The sequence below is a fragment of the Burkholderia sp. ABCPW 111 genome, assembly GCF_000773065.1.
Classification (GTDB): domain Bacteria; phylum Pseudomonadota; class Gammaproteobacteria; order Burkholderiales; family Burkholderiaceae; genus Burkholderia; species Burkholderia savannae.
On sequence record NZ_JPWT01000077.1, the window covers coordinates 1 to 14,073 of the forward strand.

Annotated in this window: 12 protein-coding genes and 1 pseudogene; 7 read left to right on the forward strand and 6 right to left on the reverse strand. The window is 62.0% G+C overall.

The window, feature by feature from the left end; genetic code table 11:
* Positions 1-354: 354 nt before the first annotated feature.
* Positions 355-1,758 (reverse strand): tRNA uridine-5-carboxymethylaminomethyl(34) synthesis GTPase MnmE, encoded by a 1,404-nt coding sequence (gene mnmE, locus X946_RS17275; protein WP_038749857.1) that lies wholly within the window; start codon positions 1,756-1,758, stop codon positions 355-357.
* 280 nt (positions 1,759-2,038) lie between these two features.
* Positions 2,039-2,224 carry a hypothetical protein gene (locus tag X946_RS36300; RefSeq protein WP_235364036.1) on the reverse strand — a complete coding sequence of 62 codons (186 nt, stop codon included), beginning with the start codon at positions 2,222-2,224 and terminating at the stop codon, positions 2,039-2,041.
* Between X946_RS36300 and X946_RS17280 the strand changes: the two genes are divergently transcribed.
* Positions 2,150-2,515, forward strand: coding sequence for a helix-turn-helix domain-containing protein (locus tag X946_RS17280; RefSeq protein ID WP_226377172.1), 366 nt, complete (start codon positions 2,150-2,152; stop codon positions 2,513-2,515). The genes X946_RS36300 and X946_RS17280 overlap by 75 nt on opposite strands.
* 144 nt (positions 2,516-2,659) lie before the next feature.
* Here X946_RS17280 and yidC read toward each other — a convergent pair whose 3' ends face one another.
* The 4 genes from yidC to rpmH form a co-directional block, all read right to left on the reverse strand.
* Positions 2,660-4,327, reverse strand: a complete 1,668-nt coding sequence (yidC, locus tag X946_RS17285) for a membrane protein insertase YidC (RefSeq protein WP_038749860.1) — start codon at positions 4,325-4,327, stop codon at positions 2,660-2,662.
* Between the two features lie 8 nt (positions 4,328-4,335).
* Positions 4,336-4,605 carry a membrane protein insertion efficiency factor YidD gene (yidD, locus tag X946_RS17290; protein ID WP_038749863.1) on the reverse strand — a complete coding sequence of 90 codons (270 nt, stop codon included), beginning with the start codon at positions 4,603-4,605 and terminating at the stop codon, positions 4,336-4,338.
* Between the two features lie 79 nt (positions 4,606-4,684).
* Positions 4,685-5,152 carry a ribonuclease P protein component gene (gene rnpA, locus X946_RS17295; RefSeq protein WP_038749866.1) on the reverse strand — a complete coding sequence of 156 codons (468 nt, stop codon included), beginning with the start codon at positions 5,150-5,152 and terminating at the stop codon, positions 4,685-4,687.
* A 16-nt stretch (positions 5,153-5,168) separates the two neighbouring features.
* Entirely contained in the window at positions 5,169-5,303 is a 135-nt protein-coding gene (rpmH, locus tag X946_RS17300; RefSeq protein ID WP_004198824.1) for a 50S ribosomal protein L34, read from the reverse strand.
* 445 nt (positions 5,304-5,748) lie between these two features.
* Here rpmH and dnaA point away from each other — a divergent pair, with 445 nt between their 5' ends.
* The 6 genes and pseudogenes from dnaA to X946_RS36890 form a co-directional block, all read left to right on the forward strand.
* On the forward strand, positions 5,749-7,344 hold the full coding sequence (gene dnaA, locus X946_RS17305) for a chromosomal replication initiator protein DnaA (protein WP_038749869.1): 1,596 nt from the start codon (positions 5,749-5,751) through the stop codon (positions 7,342-7,344).
* Positions 7,345-7,505: 161 nt separating this feature from the next.
* On the forward strand, positions 7,506-8,609 hold the full coding sequence (gene dnaN, locus X946_RS17310) for a DNA polymerase III subunit beta (protein WP_038749872.1): 1,104 nt from the start codon (positions 7,506-7,508) through the stop codon (positions 8,607-8,609).
* Between the two features lie 189 nt (positions 8,610-8,798).
* Positions 8,799-11,267 (forward strand): DNA topoisomerase (ATP-hydrolyzing) subunit B, encoded by a 2,469-nt coding sequence (gene gyrB / locus X946_RS17315; protein WP_038749875.1) that lies wholly within the window; start codon positions 8,799-8,801, stop codon positions 11,265-11,267.
* 185 nt (positions 11,268-11,452) lie between these two features.
* Positions 11,453-12,526, forward strand: coding sequence for a Mu transposase C-terminal domain-containing protein (locus X946_RS31500; protein ID WP_081989705.1), 1,074 nt, complete (start codon positions 11,453-11,455; stop codon positions 12,524-12,526).
* 12 nt (positions 12,527-12,538) lie between these two features.
* The gene (locus X946_RS31505; RefSeq protein WP_038749878.1) at positions 12,539-13,534 is read left to right on the forward strand and encodes a TniB family NTP-binding protein; all 996 of its coding nucleotides are present in this window, start codon (positions 12,539-12,541) and stop codon (positions 13,532-13,534) included.
* Positions 13,531-13,896: pseudogene (locus X946_RS36890) on the forward strand (TniQ family protein); the annotation flags it as partial. The gene X946_RS31505 and the pseudogene X946_RS36890, both read left to right, overlap by 4 nt.
* Between the last annotated feature and the right edge of the window lie 177 nt (positions 13,897-14,073).

A 14,073-nucleotide genomic window follows, 5' to 3' on the forward strand; every position in this document is an offset into this window, starting at 1 on the left:
CGATCGAGCAATTGCTTCCTCCGACATCCTTAAAATGAGGTGTCAGATTATGCAATCGCTCGAAAACCCTCCACGGTTTCCTGCGATGAACCAAAAAATTGCCGAGACAAGCCGTGTCTCGTTTCGTGGTACGTGTATCAAAAGGAGGTTTTGACGAAAATCGCTCAGACCGGTGACGTGAACGCGCAGTCGCAGTGAGCACCGGCTTCGACGATGCCGGGTCACGCGCGGAAAGCGATGCGCGAGATCAATCGGCCGAGCCTTCGGACATGGCGCAGTGGAAACCCGTGTTAGGCAACTGGGCTGGCGGTTCGATCTTGCGTTGATGGTGTCGTGCGATCTTCGATTGGCAGGTTATTTTCCGATACAAAACCGACTAAAAATCACCCCCAACAAATCATCAGACGTAAACTCCCCGGTGATCGAATTGAGCCGCTCCTGCGCGAGCCTCAATTCCTCGGCAAAGAGATCCAGTGCCTGAGCATTCTGATCCGCGTGCCCGGCCGCATGCGCGAGATGCGCCTGCGCCGCACGCAGCGCAATCAGGTGCCGCTCCCGCGCGAGATACACGCTTTCCGCGCCCGCCTGCCAGCCCGCGATGCGCAGCAGCTCGCCGCGCAGCAAACCGATACCTTCGCCGCGCTTCGCCGACAACCGCACTTCGCACACCTCGGCGCCGTCCGCGCCGCCGCCCGCTCGCACGACCGACGCAGGCGCGTCCGTCAGATCCGTCTTGTTCAGCACCCGCACGACCGGCACGCCAAGCGGGAAACGCGCGGCGATCGCCGCGTCGTCGGCGCCGAGCCCGCTGCGCGCATCGAGCAGATGCAGCACGACGTCCGCCCGCTCGATCTCGCCCCACGTGCGCGCGATGCCGATCTTCTCGACCTCGTCCTCCGTCTCGCGTAGCCCCGCCGTATCGATGATATGCAGCGGAATGCCTTCGACCTGAATCGTCTGCGCAACCTTGTCGCGCGTCGTGCCGGCTATCGGCGTGACGATCGCGAGCTCCGCGCCCGCGAGCGCGTTCAACAGCGACGACTTGCCGACATTCGGCTGCCCCGCGAGTACGACCGAGAGCCCCTCGCGCAACAGCGCCCCCTGCCGCGCGTCGCCGAGCACATGCGCGAGCCGCTCGCGAATGCGCGCGAGCTTGCCGCGCGCATCCGCCGCCTCGAGAAAATCGATTTCCTCTTCCGGAAAGTCGAGCGTCGCCTCGACGAGCATCCGCAGCGCGATCACGTCGTCCACGAGCGCGTGGATGTCGCGCGAGAACGCGCCGTCGAGCGAGCGGCCGGCCGAGCGCGCGGCGGCTTCGGTACTCGCCTCGATCAGATCGGCGACGGCCTCGGCCTGCGCGAGGTCGAGCTTGTCGTTCAGGAACGCGCGGCGCGTGAATTCGCCGGGCTCCGCGAGCCGCAAGCCGTGCGCGCGCCCCGCGTCGAGGCAGCGCTGCAGCACGAGCTGCAGCACGATCGGCCCGCCGTGGCCTTGCAGCTCGATCACGTGCTCGCCGGTGTATGAATGCGGCGCCGGGAAATAGAGCGCGATGCCGCGATCGAGCGGCTCACCCGCGCCGTCCAGAAACGGCACGTAGCTCGCATGTCTCGGCGCGAGCCGCGCGCCGCACAGCGCGTCGCTCAACGCGAGCGCCGCGGCTTGCCCGGCGCGTCCGAGCGAGATGCGCACGACACCGATCCCGCCTCGGCCGGACGCGGTGGCAATGGCGACGATCGGATCGGAATCAGTGGCGAGCATGGCGAAAATTCTGAAATAAATGGAATGGGAATAAAAAAAACCGCAGATATCCTTGAATGCCGAATTGTAGCCCGGCCGCGCAATACTATTGCGCAGACAACGTCCCACCCCGCCATTTTCCGCAATTTTCTGTTTATCTTAGTTGCGCTAATCAATTGATACGACGAATTACGGGCGCCATTCCGACCAAACGACCTCAACCACCGATCAGCAAGCATGAGCGCAACCGCGCCCGATCGCAACCTCTGGCATCCACCAGTTAAACAGTCACTCAGTTGGGCTAATCATAACCTGACTGGTTGTCTCCTTGGCAGCGGTCGAACTGCACAATCTGGCCATGCCGACACTCGAAGAAAAAGCGGCGTTCACCGAACGTCTCAAATTCGCCTTGTTGCGCAGCCCAGAAAAAGTGACCGGCGCGACGGAACTCGCTTTGCATTTCAATTTGCGTCATCACGGCGAGCATCCGGTTTCTCCGCAAACCGCGCACAAATGGCTGACGGGCCGCACAATCCCGACACCGGACAAGCTTCGCACGCTTGCCGAATGGCTGCGGGTCGACTTGCATTGGCTGCACTATGGCCCGCCGCCGAGCGCGGCGCGCACGACGCCGCAGCCGCTGCCGCGCGACGAAAAGTATCCGCCGACGCCGGAGACGATCGAGCTCGCGTCGAAGATCGAATCGCTGTCGCCGCATCACCGCTATCTGGTGCAGGAACTGATCGAGCAGTTCTACGGCGATACGTCGAAGCGCTGACCGCGCGGCGCCCGCATCAATGAAAAAGCCGCCTGCTTGATCAGGCGGCTTTTTCGTATCTTCAGCCGAAACGACATCCGGCCATTCGAAGCGGCTCGAAAAAAAGGGCGAACTGCGTCGCCCCTTTTTTCGGCAAGCCGAGCGTCAGCTCGCCTTTTTCTTCGCCGCGGCGCCGCCGAGCGTGCGCGTGATGTAGTACTGCTGCGCGATCGACAGCACGTTGTTCACCACGTAGTACAGCACCAGGCCGGCCGGGAAGAAGAAGAACATCACCGAGAACGCGATCGGCATGAACATCATCATCTTCGCCTGGACCGGGTCCGGCGGGGTCGGGTTCAGCTTCGTCTGCACGAACATCGACACGGCCATCAGCACCGGCAGGATGAAGTACGGATCGCGCTGCGACAGGTCATGAATCCACAGAATCCACGGCGCGCCGCGCATTTCCACGGACGCAAGCAGCACCCAGTACAGCGAGATGAACACCGGAATCTGGATCACCACCGGCAGGCAGCCGCCGAACGGGTTCACCTTCTCGGTCTTGTAGAGCTCCATCAGCGCCGCATTCATCTTCTGCGGGTCGCTCTTGAAGCGCTCGCGCAGCGCCTGCATCCGCGGCGTGATTTCCTTCATCCGCGCCATCGACTTGTAGCTCGCCGCCGACAGCGGGAAGAACACCGCCTTGATGAGCAGCGTGAGCAGAACGATCGCCCAGCCCCAGTTGCCGACGAAGCCGTGAATCTTCTCGAGCAGCCAGAAGAGCGGCTTCGCGATGATCGTCACCCAGCCATAGTCCTTCACGAGCTCGAGGCCGGGCGCGATGCCCTCGAGCATGCGCTCTTCCTCCGGGCCGGCGAACAGGCGCGCGGTGACGTCGGCCGACTGGCCCGGCGCGATCGTCGCGACCGGCTGCTTCACGCCGACGCGGTACAGCGTCGGATCGATCTTCTCGACGTAGATGTCGCGCTTCGCGCCTTGCTGCGGAATCCACGCGGACGCGAAGTAGTGCTGAACCATCGCGATCCAGCCGTTGTCGGCGGACGTGACGTAATCGGCCTTGTTCTTGTCGATGTCGCCGAACGTGATCTTCTGGAAGTGCTTCTGATCCGAGTACACCGCCGGCCCGAGGAACGTGTGCGAGAACATCGGGGTCTCGACCGACGTGTTGTCGCGCACGAGCTCCATGTACACGCTGGGCGTGACGGGCGCGGTGCCGACGTTCTCGATCTTCGTGTCGACGCCGATCACGTAGCTGCCGCGCGTGAACGTGTACGTCTTCACGACCTTCACGCCGCCCTTGACGGGCGACTCGAACGACAGCTTCAACGTGTTCTGGTCGGCCGCGAGCGACGTGGGGCCGGCGACCTGCGCGAACACGTCATTGTGGTTCGGGAAATCGCCGCCGAGCAGGCCCGAGCGCGCGAGGTACGTGTGGTTCGCCGCGTGGTCGAACAGCGTCACCGACAGGTCGGGCTGCTTGCCGTCGCCCGCCTTCGTCAGCGTCAGCTTCGCGAGCGTGCCGCCGCGCGTGTCGATCTCGCCGTTGTAGACGTCGGTCGAGAAGCGCACGAGCTGCGCCTGCGCCGCGGGCGCGGTGATCGCGGGAGCCGCGCCCGTCGCGGCCGCCGGCAGCGCGTTCGCCGCCGCCGCGCTTGCGCCCGACGCGCCGTTAGCCGCGTTCGACGCGGTGTTCGTCTGCGTGACGTTCGGGAAGAACATCGACGGGCGTCCGTGGGACCGTTGCCAGTTGTCGAACAGCATGACCGCTGACATGAAGAAGATCACCCATAGGACGGTGCGTTTGATATCCATGCGTTGTCTCAGAGTCGATGGGACGACGCCTCAGCTTCGTGAGGAGCGTTACGTGCGTCGGAATTGGGCAGCGGAACGAGGTCGATGCCGCCCGCGGAGAACGGATGGCATCGGCACAGGCGCCTGGCGGCAAGGTAAGTGCCGCGCGCGGCGCCATGATACTGGATTGCCTCGCGCGCGTAATCCGAACAGGAAGGATAAAAACGGCATCGGCTGCCGAGCAGCGGGCTCACGGCAAGCTTGTAGAAGCGCAGCAACGCGATCAGAACCGTTTGCATAGCAGTGGCGGCGCCGATGCGCCGCGTTCGAGCCTATCGGGCGAACAGCCGGCCGCCGTTCGCGACGGGCGTCGGCGCGTCACTCGGACGCGGGCTTCGCCCCGTTGCGACGGACGATCTCCCGGGCTGCCCGATCGAGCAGCTCGCGGATCTCGCCCGCGCACAGCGCCGCGAGCGGCGCGGATGCCGCGCTCGGCATCGCCTTCTTGTCGAAGCGCGCATGCAGGCGCAGCAGGATATCCCAGCCGGCGAACTCGGCGCGACGCGTGCGAAACGCTTCGCGGGCGAGCCGCTTGACCATATTGCGAGTCACCGCACGCGCAGCGTACTTCTTGCCGATGACGAGCCCGAGACGCGCTTCGTGCCCTGTCGGCTTGCCGTAGATCACGAAGTGCGCGGTGCGCCGCCACGGGCGCAAACGAAAAACGGATGAAAATTCATCCGTTTTCAGAAGTCGCGCAGCTTTGGGGAAGGCGGCGGACGCTTGCAACGGAATCGAACCCGGGACAGCGGCTGCCTCGCCCGCATCGCTGCGGACGGCGGACACGGCGCGCGGCCCGCCCTTAGATGGCGAGACGCTTGCGGCCCTTCGCGCGGCGGGCGTTGATGACCTTGCGGCCGCCTGCCGTCTTCATGCGCACGCGGAAGCCATGGGTGCGCTTGCGGCGCGTCACGGAAGGTTGGTAGGTACGTTTCATGTTGCTCTCACTTGTTCGAGAATATCGGGAATCAGGGACCGCGTGCCCTCTCTTTCGAGGCAACCGGGCGAACGCAATCGCCGAAAATAACAGGATTGGTTTTCGCGGAACCCGTTATTTAAACCGTTTTTCTCTTGGCGGTCAATACGTTAGAGGCACATCGGGGCCGCATCGGCGGTGTCGATCCCCGGTTCCGCGCGCTGTGGCGATTGCGCCCCACTGACAATTCGCCCCTGTGGATAACTCCCGCGCGCACCGCGTTTGGCGGTAGAATCTCGCCTTATCTCCAAGAATCCCGCACGCCGCCTCGGCCCGCGCTCGCGCTCAAACCCTTGTCGCGCAAGCGTCCGAGGCACGTCTGCACGGCCGCACCGGGCCTTGTTGCGCATCCGCGACAAGGGCGGCCGCGCGCCGTGCGTGCAACCGTAATAACGACAGCTCTTCGATGAACGATTTCTGGCAACACTGTTCCGCGCTATTGGAGCGTGAATTGACGCCCCAACAGTACGTGACGTGGATCAAACCCTTGGCCCCGGTCGCCTTCGATGCCGCTGCGAACACGCTGTCGATCGCCGCACCGAACCGCTTCAAGCTCGACTGGGTCAAGAGCCAGTTCTCGGGCCGGATCTCCGATCTGGCCCGCGATTTCTGGAACGCGCCGATCGAAGTGCAATTCGTGCTCGATCCGAAGGCGGGCCAGCGCACCGCAGCCGGCGCGGCGCCGCTCGCGCCCCGCGCGCCGTTGTCGGCGGCGAACTCCGCTCCCGTTTCCGCCGCCCCGGCCGCCGCCGGCGCTGCCGATCCGAGCCCGCGCGCCGGCATGAACGCCGCCACCGCGGCCGCCGTCGCCGCGGCGCAGGCCGCGCAAGCCGCGCAGGCGAACGCCGCCGCGCTCAACGCCGACGAAGCCGCCGACCTCGACCTGCCGAGCCTCACCGCGCACGAAGCGGCTGCCGGCCGCCGCACGTGGCGCCCGGGCGCGGCGAACGCGAACAGCGAAGCCGCCGATTCGATGTACGAGCGCTCGAAGCTCAATCCGGTGCTCACGTTCGACAACTTCGTCACCGGCAAGGCGAACCAGCTCGCGCGCGCGGCGGCGATCCAGGTGGCCGACAACCCAGGCATCTCGTACAACCCGCTGTTCCTGTACGGCGGCGTCGGCCTCGGCAAGACCCACCTGATCCACGCGATCGGCAACCAGTTGCTGCTCGACAAGCCGGGCGCGCGCATCCGCTACATCCACGCGGAGCAGTACGTGTCCGACGTCGTGAAGGCTTACCAGCGCAAGGCGTTCGACGATTTCAAGCGCTACTATCATTCGCTCGACCTGCTCCTCATCGACGACATCCAGTTCTTCTCCGGCAAGTCGCGCACGCAGGAAGAGTTCTTCTACGCGTTCGAAGCGCTCGTCGCGAACAAGGCGCAGGTGATCATCACGAGCGACACCTATCCGAAGGAAATCTCCGGCATCGACGATCGCCTGATCTCGCGCTTCGATTCGGGCCTGACCGTCGCGATCGAGCCGCCCGAGCTCGAGATGCGCGTCGCGATCCTGATGCGCAAGGCGCAATCGGAGGGCGTGAGCCTGTCGGAGGACGTCGCGTTCTTCGTCGCGAAGCATCTGCGCTCGAACGTGCGCGAGCTCGAAGGCGCGCTGCGCAAGATCCTCGCGTATTCGAAGTTCCACGGCCGCGAGATCACGATCGAGCTGACAAAGGAAGCGCTCAAGGATCTGCTTACCGTGCAGAACCGGCAGATCTCGGTCGAGAACATCCAGAAGACGGTTGCCGATTTCTACAACATCAAGGTCGCCGACATGTATTCGAAGAAGCGCCCCGCGAACATCGCGCGGCCTCGGCAGATCGCGATGTATCTCGCGAAGGAGCTCACGCAGAAAAGCCTGCCCGAAATCGGCGAGCTGTTCGGCGGGCGCGATCACACGACCGTGCTGCACGCGGTGCGCAAGATCGCCGACGAGCGCGGCAAGGACGCGCAGCTCAACCACGAGTTGCACGTGCTCGAGCAGACGCTCAAGGGCTGATGCGCGCGGGCGCTTGAGAATCGCGGAAGCGCCCCAATTTAAAAGGGGCGGTTCGGTTTTGAGGCACAATACTGGTTTGACCGCCTCGCCGTCGGCGGGCCGGCGGCCCGCCCGGCAGGCGCTGCGAGGCTTGCAGGCCGTTATTTGAACGAAGGAACTCTATGCAACTGGTCAAGACCGAACGAGACACCCTCCTTAGGCCGCTGCAAACCGTGAGCGGTATCGTCGAACGCCGCCACACGTTGCCGATCCTCGCCAATCTGTTGATTACGAAGAACGGCCCGGACGTGTCGTTCCTGTCGACCGACCTCGAGCTCCAGATCACGACGCGCGCCGATTTCGGCGTCGGCGGCGACCAGGTTGCGACGACCGTCGCGGCCCGCAAGCTGCTCGACATCCTGCGCGCGATGCCCGACGGCCAGGTCACGCTGTCGCTCACCGACAAGCGCCTGACGGTGCAGTCCGGCAAGAGCCGTTTCGCCCTGCAAACGCTCGCCGCCGACGAGTTCCCGACCGTCGCGCAATCAAAGGAATTCGGCGCAAGCCTCGCCGTTCCGCAGAAGGCGTTCCGCCAGTTGCTCGGCATGGTGTATTTCGCGATGGCGCAGCAGGACATCCGCTACTACCTGAACGGGATGCTGCTCGTCGTCGACGGCGACCGCCTGATGGCCGTCGCGACCGACGGCCACCGCCTCGCGTTCTCGTCGATGAAGATCGAGGGCTCGTTCGGCCGCCAGGAAGTGATCGTTCCCCGCAAGACGATTCTCGAGCTGCAGCGCCTGCTCGAGGATATCGACGACACGGTCAAGATCGACATCGCGCAAACGCAGGCGAAGTTCACGTTCGGCCAGGTCGAGCTCGTGTCGAAGCTCGTGGAGGGCAAGTTCCCGGACTTCCAGCGCGTGATCCCGAAAGCGCACAAGAACACGTTCGAAATCGGCCGCGAAGAGCTGCAGCGCTCGCTGCAGCGCGCGGCGATCCTCACGTCCGACAAGTTCAAGGGCGTGCGCTGCATCATCGCGCCCGGCCAGTTGAAGATCATGTCGACGAACGCCGACCAGGAAGAGGCGCAGGAAGAACTGGAAATCGCCTACCAGGGCGACACCGTCGACATCGGCTTCAACGTCACGTATCTGCTCGACGTGCTCGCGAACCTGAAGGTCGACACCGTCCAGGTGAGCCTCGGCGACGCCAGCTCGAGCGCCCTCATCACCGTGCCCGAGAACGATGAATTCAAGTACGTGGTGATGCCGATGCGCATTTGATGCGCACGACTCGCCGGATACACCAAGGGGCGCCACGCCCCTTTGGCGTTTTTATGGCGATTCGGACGCTCGAGCGCCGGCGCACGACGCCGGCCCCCGCAAGGGGCGAAAAACCCGAGGCGGCCCGGGTTTTTTCGGCAGAAGCACCGCGCCGCCACTTGAGCAGCCCAGCAGAACCGGAAGACATCCATGACTGAACAGCACAATTCGCAGCCCGAAAATAGCTACGGCGCGTCGTCGATCCAGATCCTCGAAGGCCTGGAAGCGGTGCGCAAGCGACCCGGGATGTATATCGGCGACACGTCGGACGGCACCGGTCTGCACCACCTCGTGTTCGAGGTGCTCGACAACTCGATCGACGAAGCGCTCGCCGGCTACTGCAACGACATCCACGTGACCATTCACGCGGACAATTCGATCTCCGTGACGGACAACGGCCGCGGCATCCCGACCGACGTCAAGCTCAACGACAAGCACGAGCCGAAGCGCAGCGCCGCCGAAATCGTGATGACCGAGCTGCACGCGGGCGGCAAGTTCGACCAGAACAGCTACAAGGTGTCGGGCGGCCTGCACGGCGTCGGCGTGTCGTGCGTGAACGCGCTCTCGAGCTGGCTGCGCCTTATCGTGCGCCGCGACGGCAAGAAGCACTTCATGGAATTCCATCGCGGCATCGCGCAGAACCGCATGCTCGAAACGCGCGACGGCGTCGACGTCTCGCCGATGCAGGTGATCGGAGAGACCGAGAACCGCGGCACCGAAGTTCACTTCATGGCCGATCCGACGATCTTCGGCACCGTCGAATACCACTACGACATCCTCGCGAAGCGCATCCGCGAGCTGTCGTTCCTGAACAACGGCGTGCGCATCCGCCTGACCGATCAGCGCACCGGCAAGGAAGACGATTTCGCGTTCGCGGGCGGCGTGAAGGGCTTCGTCGAGTACATCAACAAGACGAAGAGCGTGCTGCATCCGACGATCTTCCACATCAACGGCGAGAAGGACGGCGTCGGCGTGGAAGTGGCGATGCAGTGGAACGACAGCTACAACGAAAACGTGCTGTGCTTCACGAACAACATCCCGCAACGCGACGGCGGCACGCACTTGACCGGCCTGCGCGCGGCGATGACGCGCGTGATCAACAAGTACATCGCCGACAACGAGATCGCGAAGAAGGCGAAGGTCGAGACGAGCGGCGACGACATGCGCGAGGGGCTCTCGTGCGTGCTGTCGGTGAAGGTGCCGGAGCCGAAGTTCAGCTCGCAGACGAAGGACAAGCTGGTTTCCTCCGAAGTGCGCGCGCCGGTGGAGGAAGTCGTCGCGAAGGCGCTCGAGGAGTTCCTGCTCGAGACGCCGAGCGACGCGAAGATCATCTGCGGCAAGATCGTCGAAGCGGCGCGCGCGCGCGACGCCGCGCGCAAAGCGCGCGAGATGACGCGCCGCAAGGGCGTGCTCGACGGCGTGGGCCTGCCGGGCAAGCTCGCGGATTGCCAGGAGAAGGACCCGGCGAAGTCGGAAATCTACATCGTCGAGGGCGATTCGGCGGGCGGCTCGGCCAAGCAGGGGCGCGACCGCAAGTTCCAGGCGATCCTGCCGCTGCGCGGCAAGGTGCTGAACGTCGAGAAGGCGCGCTACGACAAGCTGCTGTCATCCGAGCAGATCGTGACGCTCGTGACCGCGCTCGGCTGCGGGATCGGCAAGGACGACTACAACCTCGACAAGCTGCGCTACCACCGGATCATCATCATGACCGACGCGGACGTCGACGGCGCGCACATCCGCACGCTGCTGCTCACGTTCTTCTACCGGCAGATGCCGGAGATGATCGAGCGCGGCTACGTGTACATCGCGCAGCCGCCGCTCTACAAGGTGAAAGCGGGCCGCGACGAGCGCTACCTGAAGGACGACGCCGAACTGAACGCGCACATGCTGCGCCTCGCGCTGCAGGGCTCGGAGCTCGTGCCGATCGAGAACGGCACGCCGATCTCCGGCGACGCGCTCGGCGAGCTCGCGCGCTCGTATCTGCTGGCGCAGGGCGTTATCGGGCGGCTGAGCCGCCTGTACGACCCGGCCGCGCTCGAGGCGATCATGGACGGCGTCGCGATCGATCTGTCGAGCAAGGCGTCGACGGAGGCGTCGGCGAAGGCGCTCGCCGCCGCGCTGTCCGACGACTCGAAGACAGAAGTGCGCGTCGTGCCGGCTTACGATGCGGTGCGCGAGCAGCGCTCGCTGCGCGTCGAGCGCACGCATCACGGCAACGTGCGCGTGTCGGTGATCGACGAGGAGTTCCAGCACACGGCCGATTATCAGCAGCTCGTGAACACCGCGAATACGTTCAAGGGCTTGATCGGCGCGGGTGCGGCGATCAAGCGCGGCGAGCGGAGCTCGAACGTGTCGGACTTCAAGGAAGCGATGAAGTGGCTGATGGCCGACGCCGAGCGGAACATGTCGAAGCAACGGTATAAGGGGTTGGGTGAGATGAACCCCGAGCAGCTGTGGGAAACGACGATGGACCCGGCGGTGCGGCGGTTGCTGCGCGTGCAGATCGAGGATGCGATTGCGGCGGACGGGATCTTTACCACCCTCATGGGGGATGAGGTCGAGCCGCGTAGGGCGTTTATCGAATCGAATGCGTTGAGGGCGGGGAATATTGATGTTTGAGGTTGTTGTTGTCGAAAGTCACTATTAGTGAAAAACGCCCCGCAAATGGTGACAACTGCAATCGCATTTAGTGAAAATTCTCGAAGGTCGCTTGGCATTCCTCGCGCCTCGCTCCAGGCGCGAGTTTTCTAGGGGTACGAGCACGGCCGTTGCGTCGGGATCACGACGTGAAGGTAAAGAGTCCGATGCCGTTGGGATACTCGATTGGTTATGACGACACGTCGACACTGGCCGTTATGCGCGCCTTAAAAAACGCGATCCTGCCCAAAAAGCCATGTGCCGCAGTGATGCCCGGTCTTACCGTCAAACACCACTGGCGACCCTACGGCAGAATAGACTGTCTTGTATGCGACAACGGCTCGGAGTTTCACAGCGACTCACTCAAGGCAGCGTGCTTCGATCTTGCAATAAGAATCTTATACTGCCCGCCACGGCAACCCAAATTTAAAGGTGCAATCGAGCGCTTCCTTAAGTCGTTCAACTACGCGTTCGCACACAAGCTACCAGGCACAAGCTTTGCGAGATTTTATCAACGAGGAGACTACGATCCGCTCAAGCATGCCATATTAACTGTTGGACAATTTACCCATATTTTCGAGAAATGGGTCCTGGATATCTATGCACAGACACCACATCGTATGATAGGTGCAACTCCATGGCAGAAATGGTGCGAAGGCGAATTGGCCGTAGAACTGCAACTGCCATCACGAGCAGAAAATATTGCCGTCAACCTCGGCTTGGACGTTGAACGGCGTCTAGGAAAAAGCGGCATCCTCCTCAACGGCCTGTACCACTCCAGTGATGATCTACAACCAATCATCGACGCATATGGCCCAGGTGTACCGGTCAGAGTGACCTACGATCCCGACGACATCGGGGCAATCTGGGTGTGGCCCCCCAATTCCCCGGAGCGCATTCTTGTACGTGCGAACCTCTACGAGTATGCAAACGGTCTCAGGCTCTCACAACACAAGCTGATCCAGGCCGCCCTACGCGAGCAGCAGAAAAGTGATCACATATTCGAGAACCTCATGCAGGCACGTATCGAGCTCATGGAGTCCGTCGACAAGCTATTGTCTTCTCGAAGTTTGCGAGCACGTCGCAAGGCCACCAAAACGTTGGGTATTAGCAGCGATCGACCAACCGGAAATCTACATCAGATCGTGAGCGAGCAGCCTTCGCTGCCGAAGGTCCGCCATGAAACGGTCACACCGCAAGCGTCCAAACGATTTGTGAGCCGCCCTCGTAGCTCACTTTGACAAGGAGCTCCTATGTCTATCGATCGCAAAAACATAAACTCGCATTACGATCTAATTGCGAAATTCGAAGCTGAAACAATCATGTTTCCACAGTTCGATTACGCATACAATCGTATCAAGGATCTTCTAGATTTTTATCGAAAAACAGGTCGTCAAAAATCCCTAGTCGTCCTCGGAGACACTGGAACTGGAAAGTCGACGCTGTGCAAGCTCATTGGGGAAGAGTATCCGCTCTTTACGCGCGACGATCGGGATATCGTCCCAGTGCTCTACATCAGTCTCCCGGAAAATCCGACCCCGTCAGCCGTAGTGTCCACCGGCCTTGAAATTCTCCATGATCCAGCGCCTTTCCATGGAACTACTCCAGCTCGAACATACCGCCTCCTGACGCTGATGAAGCAATGTGGCGTCGAATTCATCCTCGTTGATGAAATCCAACAGACGCTGGATCGGACCAGAGCCCCCGGCCTGTATAAAGTCGGCGACTGGATCAAGAATTTGTTCGATGCTTCAGGTAAGCCGATGGTGTTATTGGGTGCTACGCGGTCGAAACTGCTGCTTCAGACCAACGAGCAGTTGCGCCGGCGTTTCAGTGCGACGTTCATCCTCGAGAACATGGGCATCGCAACTGACCACGAGATCGAAGACTTTGTCGGGCTCGTGGCCACTTTGAATGATAATCTTCCAGTCAAATGCTCGCTGAATATTCAATCATACGAAGCGCTGGAGCGACTGCATTATGCAACAGATGGTCGTATCAGTTACCTGGTCAAGCTATTCAGCGGCGGACTCGAGCGTGCTTTGCAGGGAGCAATGGCAACGATCGACGTTGGCATTCTCGAGCAAACCTTTTCAGAAGACATTTGGGATGAGCGAATTGGTGTCCTTAACCCATTCAATCCGAATTTCTGCTTCCGTCGCTTGGACAAGGCAGGTGAGCCATTCTTCAGCGGACTCGCAGGCAAGAAGGGGGCTGTTAAAAGTCGCTCGAAGCGGGGGGACGCATGAATCAACTTCGGTTACCCGTTCGCGGCCGCCCCTTTCCGGACGAGAGTGCAAGCGACTACCTCAGACGAATTGCGTGGCTCAATGGATACCTTAGCAGCCGCCAACTTTTTTGCGGTGTGTTGCCTCGCCTAAAGTGCACGATTGAAAATCTGGCCATGCTTTGCGGATGCACGCGACATGAATTGATGCATGCTGATGCACCATGGCCGAAGTGGATTAGCGGCAGTACGAAATTTCAGAGGCTCCATATTCGCACGTGGATCAACTACCAACGGCAACGGTGGTGTCCTGAGTGCCTACGCGACGCTCCGTACATGCGCTCCGCGTGGTCCTTCAAACTTGTCGTAGCCTGCCCTCATCACCAAGTGATGCTCCGCGAGACGTGTGACCGCTGCGGGCAGGTCCAGTCACCTTCATCCGCAAAATTCCTCGTGTGCGACTGCGGAAGGGCGTTCACCGATATGCCAAGTGACGTCGCGGACGATTCCGTGGTGAAAATCATGAGATTTTGCTACCGGAGGATCCCGCGAAGTACAGCG

Excerpts from the sequence above, each read along its gene's own strand:
- X946_RS31505 (WP_038749878.1), top strand. The coding sequence starts at position 12,539 with ATGTCTATCGATCGCAAAAACATAAACTCGCATTACGATCTAATTGCG.
- mnmE (WP_038749857.1), bottom strand. The coding sequence starts at position 1,758 with ATGCTCGCCACTGATTCCGATCCGATCGTCGCCATTGCCACCGCGTCC.
- X946_RS36300 (WP_235364036.1), bottom strand. The coding sequence starts at position 2,224 with ATGCTCGCCGTGATGACGCAAATTGAAATGCAAAGCGAGTTCCGTCGC.
- dnaN (WP_038749872.1), top strand. The coding sequence starts at position 7,506 with ATGCAACTGGTCAAGACCGAACGAGACACCCTCCTTAGGCCGCTGCAA.
- gyrB (WP_038749875.1), top strand. The coding sequence starts at position 8,799 with ATGACTGAACAGCACAATTCGCAGCCCGAAAATAGCTACGGCGCGTCG.
- yidD (WP_038749863.1), bottom strand. The coding sequence starts at position 4,605 with ATGCAAACGGTTCTGATCGCGTTGCTGCGCTTCTACAAGCTTGCCGTG.
- rpmH (WP_004198824.1), bottom strand. The coding sequence starts at position 5,303 with ATGAAACGTACCTACCAACCTTCCGTGACGCGCCGCAAGCGCACCCAT.
- yidC (WP_038749860.1), bottom strand. The coding sequence starts at position 4,327 with ATGGATATCAAACGCACCGTCCTATGGGTGATCTTCTTCATGTCAGCG.
- dnaA (WP_038749869.1), top strand. The coding sequence starts at position 5,749 with ATGAACGATTTCTGGCAACACTGTTCCGCGCTATTGGAGCGTGAATTG.
- X946_RS31500 (WP_081989705.1), top strand. The coding sequence starts at position 11,453 with ATGCCGTTGGGATACTCGATTGGTTATGACGACACGTCGACACTGGCC.